We start from the raw sequence: 14,477 nt of genomic DNA on the forward strand, positions 1-14,477 counted from the left end.
CCCCTATACAGAACAGGGGTCCCCTACGCAACATGGGCGACCGCACGCAACACGTGCCGCCCATACACAACATAGGCGGGCGTCCGTAGGGAACCCCCAGGCTGCCGTACGCAACACAGGCGGGCGTCCCGTACGCAACACCGGCCGCCCATACGCAACGCAAGCGGGCGGCCCGTACGGAATACAGGCCGCCCGTGACGAAAGGATCAGTGGCCCGGCAGGGTGAGGCCGATGACGAGCGGGTCGTGGTCGGTGGACCGGAAGGCGTCCGGCTTGTACAGGGACGCCGGGTTGTACTCGGTGTTGTAGTCGAGAATGCGCGGTTCGTCCGAGTTGATGTGCCAGATCGTCGCGCTGGTGACCCGCTTGAGCAGCTGCCGGCCGACCAGCGCGTGGTCGAGCTCCCCGGCCAGGCCGTCGAACAGGTAGCTGTAGCGCTGCCGCGCCGGCACGAACCTCTTGGTCAGGCTGGTCAGCCCGCCCGCCTCCAGCGTGTGGATCGGGTCCTCCTCGCCGTAGGCGTTGAGGTCGCCGAGCACCACCGGGTTCGGCAGGTCCTTCACCAGGCCGAGCAGCGCCTGCGCCTGCTTGACGCGGGTGGCGTTCCAGCAGCTCTGCCCGTCGCCCTGGTCGGCGTCGGGGCCGTCGGCCGGGCAACTGCCCTTGGACTTGAGGTGGTTGACGACCATCGTGAACGGCTGGCCGCCCGCCGTCCTGCGGAACGTCTGGATCAGCGGCGGCCGGCTGAACACCGCGTCCTGCGACGCCTGGGGAGCGCCGACGGGCGTGAGCTTGGCCGGCTTGTAGATCACCGCGACCTGGATGGCGTCCGTGCCGGGGTACGGGTGCTGGAGCGCCGCGTACGTACCCGCGCCGACCTCGGCGTTGACGGCGTCCACGAGGGCCTGGAGCGCCGTCTGACCGTTGTTCTCGACCTCCATGAGGCCCACGGCGTCGGCGTTGAGCCCCTTCAGCGCCGCCACCAGCTTGGCGAGCTGCCGCTGCTGCTCCACGGCGTTGGAGGCGCCGCGCGAGCCGAGGGTGGTGAACCAGTTCAGCGTGTTGAACGAGGCCACCTTGACGTTGCCGATGACCGGGAAGGGCCGCGGCGTCCGGGGGTTGGTGTTGTGGTAGTTGATCGGCTTGGTGGGTTGCAGGCGGTAGGTGCCGAAGCCGTAGCCGAGTACGCCGGTGATGCCCGCGGCCAGGTCGCCGGTACGCACGATGGGCGGCAGGGTGGCCGGGTTCTCCCTGCTGGAGCCGTCGTCGATGAGCAGCGAGCGCCGCTTGTTCAGCGCCGCGTCCACGCCGGGCCGGTCCGTCGGCTGGAACAGCCGGCCGCCGGAGGAAACGGTGACCTCGCCGTAACGGCCCAGGTTGTAGTGCTCGCTGACGGTCAGCGGCTGCGGGAAGGTGAGCAGCATGTTCTCGACGGACTCCCGCCCGTCGTCCGGCAGCTTGTACGGCTGAGCCGCCACCGAGCCGGTGCCGCAGACGTCCACCGTGGTGACCGGTGACAGCTCCGTCCAGCCGTTGTACTCCGTCACCTTGCCCGTCACGAGCACCCGGTCGCCCGCCGCGACGTCCTTGAAGGTGTCGCGGGCGTAGGCGAACAGCCCTTCGGAGGTCTTCGGGTCGGCGTCCGGCTTCGGGTCCTGCAGGAAGAAACCGCTCAGCTGGTCGCCGCGCTGGAAGTCGCCGGTGACGATGCCTTCGACGGTGACGGTCTGCCCGGCCAGGGGGCTGGCGTCACCGCTCCCCTGCACCTCCGAGATGCGCCGGCTCGGCGGCGTGTCGCACGCGGTGGCCGGTGCGGCGAGCGCCGGGGTGCCGGGGAGGGCGGCCGCTACGACGAACGCGACGAGAAAAGTTCTGGATAAAACACGCATGACCAGCACTTTAGAGGGAATTGCGGTCACAGATTTCCACCAAAAAGTGGCTAGAACATTAAATCATCGAACCTTGACACTGCTCCCTTGCGGGTATGAGCACTGCATGGACTGGGTCACCTGCGCCTATTCGGCAGCCTGCTCGGGAATCGCCCACCAGCCGTACGACCGTTGCCTGGCACATCTGCAACCGGACGAAGTAGCCGAGATCCTCGACGAGATGGCCCCCGGCCGCCTGCTCGACCTGCGCGGCACGCCGATCAACGGCGCGCTGCTCAGCAGGATCATCGAGGTGACGGGCGGCCGACCAGGGCGGGCCCGGCTGGACCGGGTCACGTTCACCGGCGACGTACGGCTGTCCGGCGTGACCTTCGCCGGCGACGTGTCGCTCGACGGCGCCAGGTTCGAGCGGCTGGCCTCCTTCTTCGGCGCCCGGTTCGAGGGCAACGTCTCGCTGGCCGGGGCCGGGTTCGCCCGCGAGTTGTCCTTCCACGGCGTCCGAGTGCGCGGCCACGTGTCGCTGGACCGGGCGGTGATGTCGCGTGACGCGCTGTTCAGCCAGGCCGTGTTCGGCCACGGGCTGTCGTGCGAGCGGGCCAGGTTCGACGGCTACGCCACCTTCGACGGGGCCGCGCTGGGCGACGGCGCGAGCTTCCGCGGCGCCAGGTTCGGCCGTACGCTGTCCTTCCGCAAGGTCAGCGGCCCCGCCTGGTTCGACACCGCGCACTTCGCGGCCGACGCCTACCTGTCGGTCACCGGGCGGCTGTCCGCCTCGCGGGCCCGGGCCGACGGCACGCTCGACGTGGCCGTCGCCGCCGGCCGCGCGAACCTGCGGCGGATGGAGGTCACCGGCGCGACGACGATCCGGCTCGCCGACTCCGATGCCGACCTGGAGGGGTCGGTGCTGCGCGGGCCCGCGATGGTGACCGGGCGCGGCGGGTCCGCGCTGACCTCGCTGCGGCACGTCGACGCGGCCGACCTGGCGCTGTTCGGCCTCGACCTGTCGGGCTGCCGGTTCGCCGGGCTGGCCCGCCCGGCCGCGGTCCGGGTCAAGAACTGCACCTTCGCGCTGACCCCGCGGGGGGTGCGGGTGAGCCTGCACTGGCCGATGCTGCGCTGGTTCTCCCGGCGCAGCGCGCTGGCCGACGAGCACACGATGCGCGGCTGGGCTCCCCCCGCCCCCGCTCCGGACAAGAGCCCGGTCCGCCCGCCGGCCGCGTACGGCGCTCCGGCGGCGCAGGACCCGCCGGCCGGACCCGACCGGCTGGCCGCCCTCTACTCCGGGTTGCGCGCCCAGGTCGACGACGTGGGCACCTCGGCCGACTTCGCGTTCGCGGCGATGGAGATGCGCCGCCAGGCGGGCCGCCGGTGGTGGCTGTCCCTTTCGTGGCTTCTATGGGGGTACGGCATGCGGATGGGCCGGGCCGCGGGCTGGCTCGCCCTGCTGATGGCGATCACCGTGGCCGCCTTGTTCTGGACCTCGACCTCACACGCCGCACGCGGCGCCGAACAACCACCCGCACCCGCCGTCCACCCATAGCGGCCGTTCAGCCTCAGACGCCGCCCGCCCATAGACGCCGTCCGTCACAAGCCGTCCGTCACAGCTCGTCGAGGACCTTGCCGATGGCGGTGAAGTGCATGGAGCGCCAGCCGCCGCCCATGATCTTGCGGGCCATCTGCTGCATGGCGTCGTCGGGGTCGAAGCCCTCGTGGTCGAGGAAGAGCCTGGTGCCCGTGCCCTCGGGCTCCAGCCGCCAGGTGACGGTCCAGTCGGCGAGCCTGCCATCGCTCCAGCTGATCTTCAGCAGCTTCTCCGGCTCCAACTCCAGCACCTCGCAGTAGACGATGCCCTCGAAGCCGGTCTGCTTCACCGGCGTGGTGGTGAAGGTGAACCGGTGCCCCACCTCCGGGCTGAAGTCGTTGGGCATCAGCCAGCGGGCCACCAGTTCGGGCTCGGTCAGCGCCCGCCACACCTTCGCGGGCGGGTGCCCGAGGAACTGGTCCAGCCGGATCGAGCGCAGGTCGTCAGACATCCCTGTCTTCCCTTTCATCGTCTTCCATCTCGTCGAGCAGGTCGCTCAGGCCGGAGAGCTTCTCTCTCCAGAAGCGTTCGTACGGCGTGAGCCACTCACGGATCTCCATGAGCGGCGCCGCCTCCAGCCGGTAGAGCCGTTCTCTCCCCCGGCGCGTCTCGGCCACCAGCCCGGCGTCCCGGAGCACCTTGAGATGCTCCGAGACGCTGGGACGGCTCATGTCGAAGCGTTCGGCCAACCGCCCGGCCGGTTGAGTGCCCTCATCGAGCAGCAGCCGCAGCAACTCCCGCCGGGCCGGGCTGGCCAGCGCGGTGAACACGTGGTCGGCGGTCATGCGTGACTGACCACGAACCCGTTGCCGTCGGGGTCCTGGAACAGCAACTGCCTGCCCCACGGTTCGTCCGTCGGGCCTTCGCAGGCCGTACCGTGCTCGCGCAGGCGCCCGGCCAGCGCGTCGAGGTCGTCGGCGGCGACCACCAGGCCGCCGATGGGGGCCATGTCCGGGAACCAGGAGGCGAGCAGCAGCGTGGTCTCGGCCCCCTTCGGGGCGACCGTGAGCCAGCGGCCCATCGGGAACGGGTTGTCGGTGCGGGTCTCGAAGCCCAGGACGCCACCGTAGAAGGCGAGCGCCCGCTCCTGGTCCGTTACCGGCACGGTCACAGTCGTGATGCTGGAGATTGGCATGTGGGCCACTATATGTAGGAATTTCCCTACGCATCAAGTTATCGGGGAGATCCCTGATTACGTACCGGGTTCCGCCTTCGTAGGATGGGGGGCATGCGGATCGACGACTACGTGGCCGAGCTGGGCAGGTCTCTGGCCGGGCCGCCGGGGCCCAAGCGCGACCTGGTCGTCGAGGCGCGTGACAGCCTGGCCGACACCGCCGACGCGCTGGAGGCCGAGGGCCTGACCCGAGCCGAGGCCGAGCGGCTGGCGGTGCGGCAGTTCGGCGCGATCCCCGAGATCGTCTCCGGTTACCAGAGAGAGCTGACCGTCGCGGCTGGCCGGATGCTGGGCACGTTGCTGCTCATCAGCGTGCCGATGACCGCGCTGATGTGGTCGGTGCTCTGGCGCTTCTACCCCATGGACCCCACCGCCTGGACCAACAGGCCCGCCTGGTTCTCGCCCGTCTCGCGGGCGCTCGACATCCTGCAGTTGGGCACGGGCGTGTTCGGCGGGCTATCGCTGTTCGCGCTGAGCCGGGGCGGCCGGTGGCGCCTCAGGCCGCATCTGGTGACCAAAGGGCTGGGGATCGTCGTCTGGGCGATGCTGCCGGTGGTCGGCGGGCTGAGCCTGCTGCTCAACTATGGAGCCGATCTGCCGCAGGGCGTCGACTTCTTCCTGCCCACCGTGCTCGCCAACCTCGTGACGTCGGCCTGCTGGGGCCTGCAGCTCTACGGCGCGACGCGCTGCCTGCGCCTCACCCGGGCCGTCTGCGCCTCACCCGGACTGCCTGATCCCCGGCCGTAGCACTCCGCCGATCACACTGGCGAACTCCGCCCAGGCCGACCGCTCCCCTTCCAGCTGCTTCCTGCCGGAATCGGTCAGGCGGTAGGTGCGCCGCTTGCGCCCGCCGACCGTGGCCCACTCGCTGGCCAGGTAGCCGATCCGCTCCAGCCTGCGCAGCGCCGGGTAGACGGTCCCGGTCGGCACGTTGAGCGCGCCCCCGCTGCGCGCCTGCAGGGCCTCGATGATGGCGTAGCCGTGCAGCGGCTCACCCTCCAGCACGGAGAGCAGCAGGGCGTCCATGTGGCCGCGCAGCGCGTCGGGGTTCATGACTCCGATCCTAGATAACCCTTCGTTGAGTAGCCAGTCTACATGTAGGCCGTCTATATGTAGACTGCCTATAGGTAGGCAGGCACAACGAAAGGGGGCCGGCGCATGGAAGCGCTGGAACTGGCCCGGTTGCAGTTCGCGATGACAGGGAACCTGCACTTCCTGTTCGTCGTGCTCACGCTGGGGCTCGCGCCGCTGGTGGCGATCATGCACACGCGCTGGGCACTGGCCGGCAAGCCGCTGCACGAGCGGCTGACCAGGTTCTGGGGCCAGATCTATGTCATCAACTACGCCTTGGGCATCGTCACCGGGCTCGTGATGGAGTTCCAGTTCGGGCTCTCGTGGAGCGGGCTGACGCACTACGCGGGCGACGTCTTCGGCGCTCCGCTGGCCATGGAGACACTGGTCGCGTTCTTCCTGGAGTCGACGTTCCTCGGCCTGTGGATCTTCGGCTGGGGACGGCTGCCGAAATGGGCGCATCTGGCCTGCATCTGGCTCGTGACGCTCACGGCGTACGGCAGCGCCTTCTTCATCATGGCGGCCAACTCCTTCCTGCAGAACCCCGCCGGAGCCGTCGTCAGGGGCAATCGGATGGAGCTGGTCGACATCGGCGCGATGTTCACCAACAAGGCGCTGATCTTCTCCTTCCCGCACGTGATCGGGGCCGGGCTGTTCACCGGGGCGATGGTGCTGGTCGGGGCGAGCGCCTACCAGCTGCGCCGCCGTACGTCCGAGGTGGCGTTCTTCACCAAGTCGCTGCGCACGGGCGTGACCACGGCCGCGATCGGCATCTTCCTGACCGTCGGCTTCGGCTACGCCCAGTTCGCCGGCATCCAGGAGGGCAAGTTCGCGGGCGACACGGGGGCGGTGCCGCTCGGGATCATGATCGAGATCGGGCAGTTGCTCGCGCTCGTCGTGCTGTTCGCGATGCTGCCGCTGATCCGCGTGCTGCCGCGCTGGCGGTGGACGCATCCACTGCTCATGCTGATGACGCCGCTGCCGTTCGTCCTGGCCATCATGGGCTGGCTGGCCAGGGAGGTCGGGCGGCAGCCGTGGATGATCTGGCAGAAGCTCACCGTCGCCGACGCCATGACGCCCGGCCTCACCCCGCCGATGATCACCGGCTCGCTGATCGCCTTCGTGGGCGTGCTGGTGCTGCTGGCGATCGTCGACTACGTCCTCATCGCCAGGGTGGTCAGGCGCGGGCCGCGCGAGCTCGACCTCGGCGCCGTCCGCGAGCCCGCCCTGACCTACTAGGAGTCGTGACATGGAACTGATCTGGTTCGCCTGCTTCACGCTGCTGCTGGCCGGATACTTCGCGCTGGAGGGCTTCGACCTGGGGGTCGGGCTCCTGCTGCCGATCCTCGGCACGTCGGCTGACAGCAAGGATCGCATGGTGGCGGCCATGGCCCCGTTCGTGCTGGCGAACGAGGTGTGGCTGGTGGCGGTCGCCGGGACACTGTTCGGCGTCTATCCGGCGCTCGAGGGCGAGGTGCTGTTCGGGCTGTATCCGCTGGTGGTGGCCATGCTGCTGTCCTGGATCCTGCGGGACGCCGGGCTGTGGTTCCGTCGCCGGATCGGGGGCGCGGCCTGGCGGGGCTTCTGGGACCTGATGATCGCGCTCGGCTCGCTGGGGCTCACGTTCGGCTGGGGGGTGGCTCTGTACGCGGCCGCCACCGGGTTCGGCTCGTCCCTGCTGAACCCGGTGGGGTTGATGCTGGGCGTGGTGATGACGCTGCTGCTGGCCTTCCACGGCTGGACGTTCCTGGCCTGGCGCTCCCCCGGCCTGGCCGGTGTCAACCGCTCGGGGCGCGCGCTGGCCGTGTCCGGGGCGGTGGCCGCGATCCCCGCCCTCGGGGTGCTCCTGGGCAGCATGCCGTACCTGCTGGACCACACCGCGCCGGCCGAGACGCTGAATGTGCTGAGTGTCATGGCGCTGCCGTTCGCGCCGATCGTCCTCATCGCGCAAGGATGGGTGTGGCGCACTTTCCGTCCCGGCAAGGACGCCGTCCGGATCCCGTCGTTCTTTTGAGGGCTCGTGCACAAAGATCTCCTGCGGCTCATGCGGGCCGAGCAGTCGGTGCGGCGCCACCTGGCCGTCACCTTCGCGGCGGCGATGGCGGCCGGGCTGCTCGTGCTCGTACAGGCGGAGCTGCTGGCAGGGGTCCTGTCCGGCCGGTTCACGACCGTGGCGCTGGCGGGCCTGGCCGCCGTGGTGGGCCTCCGCGCGCTGCTGGGGTGGACGCAGGGCATCTTCGCCGGCCGTACGGCGACGGGCGTCAAGTCCGCGCTCCGGCACCGGCTGCTGGCCAGGCTGCAGGAGCTGGGTCCGGCCAGGCTCGCCGGTCACCGCTCGGGTGAGCTGGTCACGCTCACGGGACGCGGCCTCGACCGGCTCGACGCCTATCTGACCGGCTATCTGCCCTCGATCGCCGTCGCGGCGGTGGTGCCGCTGGCGGTCCTCGTCCGGCTGTTCGCCGCCGACCTGGCGAGCGCGGTGATCGTCCTGGTCACGCTGCCGCTGATCCCGCTCTTCGGGGCGCTCGTGGGGATGACGACCAAGGCCGTCACGGAGCAGCAGTTCCGCGCGCTGTCGCGGCTCGGCGGGCACTTCCTCGACGTCGTACGCGGCCTGCCCACGCTGCGCGCCTTCGGCCGGGCCCGCTACCAGGCGACGGTCATCCAGCAGGTGGCCGAGGCGCATCGGGCCACCACCATGCGTACGTTGCGGGTGGCGTTCCTGTCGTCGCTGGTGCTGGAGCTGTGCGCGTCGCTGTCGCTGGCCCTGGTGGCGGTGCCGATCGGGCTGCGACTGCTGGGCGGGTCGCTGGACCTGACGACGGCGCTGCTGGTGCTGCTGCTGGCACCGGAGGCGTACCTGCCGCTGCGGGCCATGGGCACCCGCTTCCACGCCTCCATGGAAGGGGTGGCGGCGGCGGACGCGGCCTTCGCCGTACTGGACGCCGAGCCCGCGGCCGGGCACGATGGCAAGCCCGCGGCCGGGCCGGACGCCGAACCCGCGGCCGCGTCTCGGAAGCGACTGCCGCAGGGTGCCGCGCCCCCGTCGATCCGGCTGGAGGACGTCACCGTCCGCTACCCCGGCCGCGACGACCCGGCGCTCGAGCACGTCTCGCTCACCATCGAGCCCGGCGAACGCGTGGCCCTGGTCGGCGCGAGCGGCGGCGGCAAGAGCACCCTTCTGCACCTCATCCTGGGCTTCGTCCAGCCGTCCGAAGGCAGGATCCTCGTCGACGGCACCGACCTGCGCGAGCTCGACCTGGACGCCTGGCGCGACAGGCTGGCCTTCGTCCCGCAGCGCCCGCACCTGTTCGCCACCTCGGTCGCCGGGAACATCCGTCTCGGCGCCCCGTCCGCCTCCCTGGAGCAGGTACGGCAGGCCGCCGCGGCCGCCTACGCCGACGACTTCATCCAGGCGCTCCCCGACGGCTACGACACGGCAGTGGGCGAACGGGGCGCGAACCTGTCCGCCGGCCAGCGGCAGCGCGTGGCCCTGGCGCGCGCCTTCTGCCGCCCGGACACCTCGGTCCTGCTGCTGGACGAGCCCACGGCCCGGCTCGACGGCCGCAGCGAGGCGGCCGTCGTGACAGCCACCGGCGACCTGGCCCGGGACCGCACGGCGATCATCGTGGCGCACCGGCCGGCCATGATCGACCTCGCCGACCGGGTCGTCCGCATCCACGAGGGCCGGGTGATCGCCGACCGCGCCGGCCTCGGTACGGGCGGCGCTCGCTCGGACCTCGGTACGGGCGCGGCCCACTCCGGACCCGGTACGAGCGCGACCCGCTCCGACCTCGATACGAACACGGCCATGAGGGGTGACCGATGAACCGGCGCATGGGCCTCCGGCTCACCTGGGCGGTGCTGGCCGGCGCGGCGGCCGAGCTGGCCGGGCTGGGCCTGATCGCGGCGGCGGCGTGGCTGATCACGCGGGCCGCCGAGCAGCCGGAGCTGGCCGCGTTGAGCATCGCCATCGTGGCCACCAGGGCGTTCGCCACGAGCAAGGGCGTCTTCCGCTACGCCGAGCGGCTCACCGGCCACGACGTCGCCCTGCGCGCCCAGGCCGGCACCCGCGAACGCCTTTACCAGGCCCTCATCCCCCCGCAGCGGCCCCGGCACGGCGGCGCCGACCTGCTCAGCCGGATGGTGGACGACACGGAGGCCGTCCAGGACCTCCTGGTGCGCTGCCTGCTCCCCGCCACGGCCGCCGCGCTCGCGGGCCTGGCCGCCGTCGTCATCGGCCTCACCTTGCTCCCCGTCGCGGCCCTGGTCCTGCTGGCGGGGCTGGTCGTGGCGGGCGTCCTGCTGCCCGCCGCCACGGCCGCCGCCGCGCGCCGCTGGTCGGCCAGGATCGCCCCCGCCAGAGCCGCCCTCGCCGAACGGGTGGCCGACCTGGTCCACGGCTCCGCCGACCTGGCCGCGTACGGCGCCGGCGACCGCGCCCTCGCCCAGGCCCGCGCCGACGACGAGGCCCTGGCCGCGCTGGAGCGCCGCCAAGCCCGCGTCCACGCCACCGCCCTGGGGGCCGGCACGCTGGTGCAGGGCCTGACAGTGGCCGCGATCGTCCTGCTCGCCCAGGCCACGGGGACCGACCGGGTGGCCATGGCGGTGCTCGCCCTGACCGCGCTGGTCTCCTTCGAGCCGGTGCTCCCGCTGGCGGCGGCGGGCGAACGCCTGGCGGGCATCCTGACCGCGCTCAGACGCCTGCGCGAGGTGAGCGCCACCCCGCCCGCCGTCACCGAGCCGGACACCGCGGCCACTCCCCCGCCGTCCACTCCCGCACCATCCACTCCCCCGATGTCCACTCCCTCGATGTCCACTCCCTCGATGTCCACTCCCTCGATGGCCGCTCCCCCGCCGTCGACTGCGGCACCATCCGCTCAACCGCCGTCGGCTCCCACACTGTCCGCTCAACCGCCATCCCCTCTCCCGCGGTCGCCGCTGACGGTCGAGATCGACGACCTGGTCGTACGGCACGCGCCGGAGCAGCGGGCGGCCGTCGACGGGGTGTCGCTGAGCCTGACCCCTGGCAAGCGGGTGGCCCTGGTGGGGCCGAGCGGGGCCGGGAAGAGCACCCTGCTGGCCGCGCTGATGCGCCTGGTCGAGCCCGAGTCCGGCGCCATCCGGGTCAACGACGTGGACATCCGGGGGCTGGCCTCGGATGACGTACGGGCCATGATGACGGGGCTCACCCAGGACCCCTACATCTTCCAGACCACCCTGCGCGCCAACTTGCGGCTCGCCGGTCCCGAAGCCGGTGACGAGGAGCTGCGCCAGGCCGTACGAGACGCTCGTCTGGAGGAGTGGGTCGAGCGGGCCGGGTGGGAGGCCGAGCTGGGAGAGGACGGCCGGACCGTGTCCGGCGGGCAGTTGCAGCGGCTGGCCCTGGCCAGGGCGCTGCTGTACGACCCGCCGGTGCTGCTGCTCGACGAGCCGGCCGAGGCGCTCGACGAGGAGACCGCCGACGCGCTCATGGCCGACCTGCTCGACGTGACGCACGACCGCACCACCTTGCTGGTCACCCACCGGCTCCGGGGCCTGGAGCAGGTGGACGAGATCGTCGTGCTGGAGGACGGGCGCGTGGTTCAGCGCGGCCACCACGACGATCTCGTCACCAAGCCGGGCTACTACCGCGACCTTTGGGAGTCGGAAGTCCTGACCAGACGATGATCGCCGGGCGTCAGCGCACTTCGACCTCGACGATGCGGGTGTAGTCGTTGGCGCCGTTCGAGGCCAGCGCGACGATGCGGACGGCGTCCGCCGTGACCGGCGCGAAGTCCGAGCGGGCGTTGCCGGCGGTGTTGCCGCGTACCTGGGCGACCGTCTGCCACTGGCCCCCCACCTGGACCTGGACGTCCCAGTCGCGCAACCCGAAGGTCGAGGCCGGGTACCGTTCGGTGCTCAGCGTGTACAGGTCCACGCGGGAGACCTGCTTGGCGCCGCCCAGCGCGATGGCCACGGTGTCCGGCCAGGCTCTGGCGGTGGCGTCGTTCCAGCCGTTGCCTCCGGCCCAGCCGTTGGAGCCGTTGTCGCCGTCGACGATGCTGCAGGGCGGGTAGTTGGCGTTGACGTGCTGGGAGGAGGCGGTGACCTGGCGCCTCAGCGCGAGGTTGCCGCCGTTGTCGAGTTTGTCCGGGGTCACCACCTCTACGGGTACGGCCAGTGTGCGGTCCCCGGTGCGCAGGCGCAGGCCGTACTGGCCTTCTGGGGTGGTCGGCGGGACGGCGACCAGCAGTTTCGCGCCGAGTTCGTAGCCGGGCGGCAGGTAGCTGGACAGGATCGAGCGGGAGGCGCTGAGCGGCTGGTCGATCTCCACTTGCATGTCGGAGTATGCGGCCTTTTTGGCGTCGCTGCGCATCCCGATCTCGATCTTTGCCGGGCAGGCGGGGTCCACGCCGAGTGGCGCGATGAGCTTGTCGGCGCCCGCGAGGGGGGTCAGTTTGCCGGTGCCCTTGGACTTGCCCGGTCTGACGTTGATCGAGGTGACGGAGGCGGGCTGCTGTTCGGGCGGCTGGGCGGCGGGTGAGGGGTCCTGCTGCGGAGCGGCTGCGTTCGCGCCCGGCCCGGTCAGGACCGTGACGGCGGCGACGGCCAGCGCGGCGGTGAGGTGTCGCATGATCATTCCTTTCCGGGGTCAGAGGGCTTGGAGGCCGGGGGTGCCGTCGAGGGTCACGAGGCTGGCCCTGGTGGAGACGGGCGCGCCTGGCTTGTCGACGTACGGGACGACCTTGAAGTCGGCCCGCCACTGGCTCCGGGTGACCTCGCAGGAGACGTAACCGCGCTGGTAGCTGGAGAACCTGAGGTGCGGGTTGGTCGGGTCGCTGCCCCCGGCCGGCAGTCCGGTGGTGGCGTTGCCGTTGCCGCCGCTGGTGACCGAGGTGCCGACGAACTCCACGCCGACCGTGCGCGAGGCGGGGTCGTCGAAGTTCGCCTTGAGCTCGCCGGCCAGGTTGTAGTGGATGTCGCCGGTCAGTACCACGGGGTTGCTGACCTCACGGTCGATCATGCCGTTGATGACGCGGTCCTTGGCGGCCTTGTAGCCGTCCCAGAGGTCCATGCTGAGCTTCTGGGCGGGGCCGGGGTCGTAGTCGAGCTGGATCATGGCGATCTGCTGGGCCAGTACGTTCCACTTGGCGCGGGACCTGTCCAGTCCGTCGAGCAGCCACTTCTCCTGCTCGGCGCCGAGCATCTGCCGGGCCGGGTCGAGCCGGTCGGCGCAGTCGATCTGCTGGCCGTCGCCGCAAGCCTGGTCGTCGCGGTACTGCCGGGTGTCCAGCACGTTGAACTCGGCGAGGTCGCCGAAGGTGAACCGGCGGTAGATCCGGGCGTCGGGGCCCTGCACGGCGGGCACCCTGATGGGCATGTTCTCCCAGTAGGCCCGGAAGGCGTTGGCGCGGATCACCAGGTAGTCCTGCTCGGTCACCTCGCCGCCGGGACCGTACTTGCCCGCCCAGTTGTCCAGCACCTCGTGGTCGTCCCAGGTGACGATCCACGGCGCGCGGTGGTGCGCGGCCTGCAGGTCGGGGTCGCTCTTGTAGAGGCCGTACTGGATGCGGAAGCGGTCGAGGGTGTCGCACTGCACCCGGTACTGCTCGGGCACCGGGGTGTTGCGCAGGCCGCCGGTGGGCACGATGCCGTACTCGTAGATGTAGTCGCCGAGGTGGAAGACCACATCGGGCTCCTCCTCCGCGAGGTGGCGGTAGGCGCTGTAGTAGCCGTCCTGCCACGAGGCGCACGAGGCGAAGGCCAGCTTCAGGGCGTCGGGCCTGCTCCTGGCCGCCGGGGCGGTCTTGGTCCGGCCGACCGGGCTGATCTGGCCGCCGGTGCGGAAGCGGTAGAAGTACTCGCGGCCGGGCCGCAGCCCGGTGGCGTCCACGTGGACCGAGTGACCGTACTCGGGCGTGGCCCACGCCGAGCCGCGCCCGGCGCGGCGGGTGAAAGCCTCGTCCTCCGCGATCTCCCAGTCGACCTGGATCCTGCCGTACGGCATGCCGCCGAGCGGCTCCAACGGACTGACGGCCAGGCGCGTCCAGAGGATCACCCGATCGGGCAGCGGATCCCCGGAGGCGACACCTAACTGGAAGGGGTAGTCGGCCCTGGCGGTGGCCTGGGCCGTCCAGGGATCGGCGAGGTTGGTGGTGAAGGCCAGGGCAAGGGCGGAGCCGCCGATCCCGAGGAAGGATCGGCGTGAGGGACGATGCATGGGCTTCCTAAGAGCTGGGGGGTCGAAAGCCCTCACTTTTTAGCAAGCAGCCAAGCTCTTAACAAGACTTAGGTTAAAACTCACAGGCGATTGCGTTAAATCTCTCGCGAAGTACAAACGCGAGCACGACCGGCGCCTGCCCGGCGCCAAACCGCTCGCCTACGGCCAGGTGTACGCGACGCTGCAGCGCCTGCAGCGTGACGGGTTCGCCGAGGTCACGGAGACGATGCAGGAGGGCGGCCCGGAACGCACGGTGTACGCCATCACCGGCGAAGGGCTCGCCGAGCTCACCCGGTGGCTGGACGGGGTGGAGGCGCCCGCGCCGCACCTGTCCAGCGCGCTGCTGTCGCGCGTGGTGGTGGCATCCGTGGCCGGTGGCGCCGCCGACGGCTACCTGTCGCGGCAGCGGGCCGCGCACCTGGCGCGGATGCGCGAGCTCACCGCGGAGCGCTCGGCGGGCTCCCCCGCCCAGGCGCTGGCCGCCGACTACGCGCTCCAGCACCTCGACGCCGACCTGCGCTGGATCGAGACGGCCATGCTACGGCTGGCCGATCTGAA

Annotated in this window: 14 protein-coding genes; 7 read left to right on the forward strand and 7 right to left on the reverse strand. The window is 71.1% G+C overall.

The window, feature by feature from the left end:
• Positions 1–206 precede the first annotated feature (206 nt).
• Complete coding sequence (locus AB0B64_RS41090; RefSeq protein WP_357952549.1) at positions 207–1,889, reverse strand: ExeM/NucH family extracellular endonuclease; 1,683 nt, start codon at positions 1,887–1,889, stop codon at positions 207–209.
• Between the two features lie 106 nt (positions 1,890–1,995).
• Here AB0B64_RS41090 and AB0B64_RS41095 point away from each other — a divergent pair, with 106 nt between their 5' ends.
• A complete protein-coding gene (locus tag AB0B64_RS41095; RefSeq protein WP_357952548.1) occupies positions 1,996–3,429 on the forward strand; it encodes a pentapeptide repeat-containing protein in 1,434 nt (477 codons plus the stop codon).
• Positions 3,430–3,487: 58 nt separating this feature from the next.
• Here AB0B64_RS41095 and AB0B64_RS41100 read toward each other — a convergent pair whose 3' ends face one another.
• From AB0B64_RS41100 to AB0B64_RS41110, 3 genes are read right to left on the reverse strand one after another with little or no spacing between them, the layout of a single operon-like run.
• Positions 3,488–3,922, reverse strand: coding sequence for an SRPBCC domain-containing protein (locus tag AB0B64_RS41100; RefSeq protein WP_357952547.1), 435 nt, complete (start codon positions 3,920–3,922; stop codon positions 3,488–3,490).
• Positions 3,915–4,256, reverse strand: coding sequence for a metalloregulator ArsR/SmtB family transcription factor (locus AB0B64_RS41105; RefSeq protein WP_358184814.1), 342 nt, complete (start codon positions 4,254–4,256; stop codon positions 3,915–3,917). The genes AB0B64_RS41100 and AB0B64_RS41105 overlap by 8 nt, the downstream gene beginning before the upstream one ends.
• A complete protein-coding gene (locus tag AB0B64_RS41110; RefSeq protein ID WP_358184817.1) occupies positions 4,253–4,606 on the reverse strand; it encodes a VOC family protein in 354 nt (117 codons plus the stop codon). The genes AB0B64_RS41105 and AB0B64_RS41110 overlap by 4 nt, the downstream gene beginning before the upstream one ends.
• A gap of 93 nt (positions 4,607–4,699) precedes the next feature.
• Between AB0B64_RS41110 and AB0B64_RS41115 the strand changes: the two genes are divergently transcribed.
• Positions 4,700–5,392 carry a permease prefix domain 1-containing protein gene (locus tag AB0B64_RS41115; RefSeq protein ID WP_358184820.1) on the forward strand — a complete coding sequence of 231 codons (693 nt, stop codon included), beginning with the start codon at positions 4,700–4,702 and terminating at the stop codon, positions 5,390–5,392.
• Here AB0B64_RS41115 and AB0B64_RS41120 read toward each other — a convergent pair.
• Complete coding sequence (locus AB0B64_RS41120; RefSeq protein WP_357646300.1) at positions 5,363–5,698, reverse strand: helix-turn-helix transcriptional regulator; 336 nt, start codon at positions 5,696–5,698, stop codon at positions 5,363–5,365. The two genes, AB0B64_RS41115 and AB0B64_RS41120, sit on opposite strands and share 30 nt — an antisense overlap.
• 105 nt (positions 5,699–5,803) lie before the next feature.
• Here AB0B64_RS41120 and AB0B64_RS41125 point away from each other — a divergent pair, with 105 nt between their 5' ends.
• From AB0B64_RS41125 to AB0B64_RS41140, 4 genes are read left to right on the forward strand one after another with little or no spacing between them, the layout of a single operon-like run.
• Positions 5,804–6,955 carry a cytochrome ubiquinol oxidase subunit I gene (locus AB0B64_RS41125; RefSeq protein ID WP_358184822.1) on the forward strand — a complete coding sequence of 384 codons (1,152 nt, stop codon included), beginning with the start codon at positions 5,804–5,806 and terminating at the stop codon, positions 6,953–6,955.
• Between the two features lie 10 nt (positions 6,956–6,965).
• Entirely contained in the window at positions 6,966–7,730 is a 765-nt protein-coding gene (locus AB0B64_RS41130) for a cytochrome d ubiquinol oxidase subunit II (protein WP_358184825.1), read from the forward strand.
• A 6-nt stretch (positions 7,731–7,736) separates the two neighbouring features.
• Positions 7,737–9,545: a thiol reductant ABC exporter subunit CydD gene (gene cydD, locus AB0B64_RS41135; RefSeq protein ID WP_358184828.1), complete on the forward strand. Its 1,809-nt coding sequence runs from the start codon at positions 7,737–7,739 to the stop codon at positions 9,543–9,545.
• Positions 9,542–11,386 (forward strand): ATP-binding cassette domain-containing protein, encoded by a 1,845-nt coding sequence (locus tag AB0B64_RS41140; protein ID WP_358184831.1) that lies wholly within the window; start codon positions 9,542–9,544, stop codon positions 11,384–11,386. Before cydD ends, AB0B64_RS41140 begins: the two co-directional genes overlap by 4 nt.
• A gap of 10 nt (positions 11,387–11,396) precedes the next feature.
• Here the strand turns inward: AB0B64_RS41140 and AB0B64_RS41145 are convergent, their stop codons facing one another.
• Together AB0B64_RS41145 and AB0B64_RS41150 are read right to left on the reverse strand one after the other, a co-directional pair.
• A complete protein-coding gene (locus tag AB0B64_RS41145) occupies positions 11,397–12,332 on the reverse strand; it encodes a discoidin domain-containing protein (protein WP_358184834.1) in 936 nt (311 codons plus the stop codon).
• An 18-nt stretch (positions 12,333–12,350) separates the two neighbouring features.
• Positions 12,351–13,919 (reverse strand): alkaline phosphatase D family protein, encoded by a 1,569-nt coding sequence (locus tag AB0B64_RS41150; protein WP_357952538.1) that lies wholly within the window; start codon positions 13,917–13,919, stop codon positions 12,351–12,353.
• A gap of 169 nt (positions 13,920–14,088) precedes the next feature.
• Between AB0B64_RS41150 and AB0B64_RS41155 the strand changes: the two genes are divergently transcribed.
• A partial coding sequence (locus AB0B64_RS41155; RefSeq protein WP_358184837.1) for a PadR family transcriptional regulator occupies positions 14,089–14,477 on the forward strand: 389 nt, incomplete at its 3' end.

It is taken from the genome of Nonomuraea sp. NPDC049129 (assembly GCF_040648495.1).
Lineage (GTDB): Bacteria > Actinomycetota > Actinomycetes > Streptosporangiales > Streptosporangiaceae > Nonomuraea.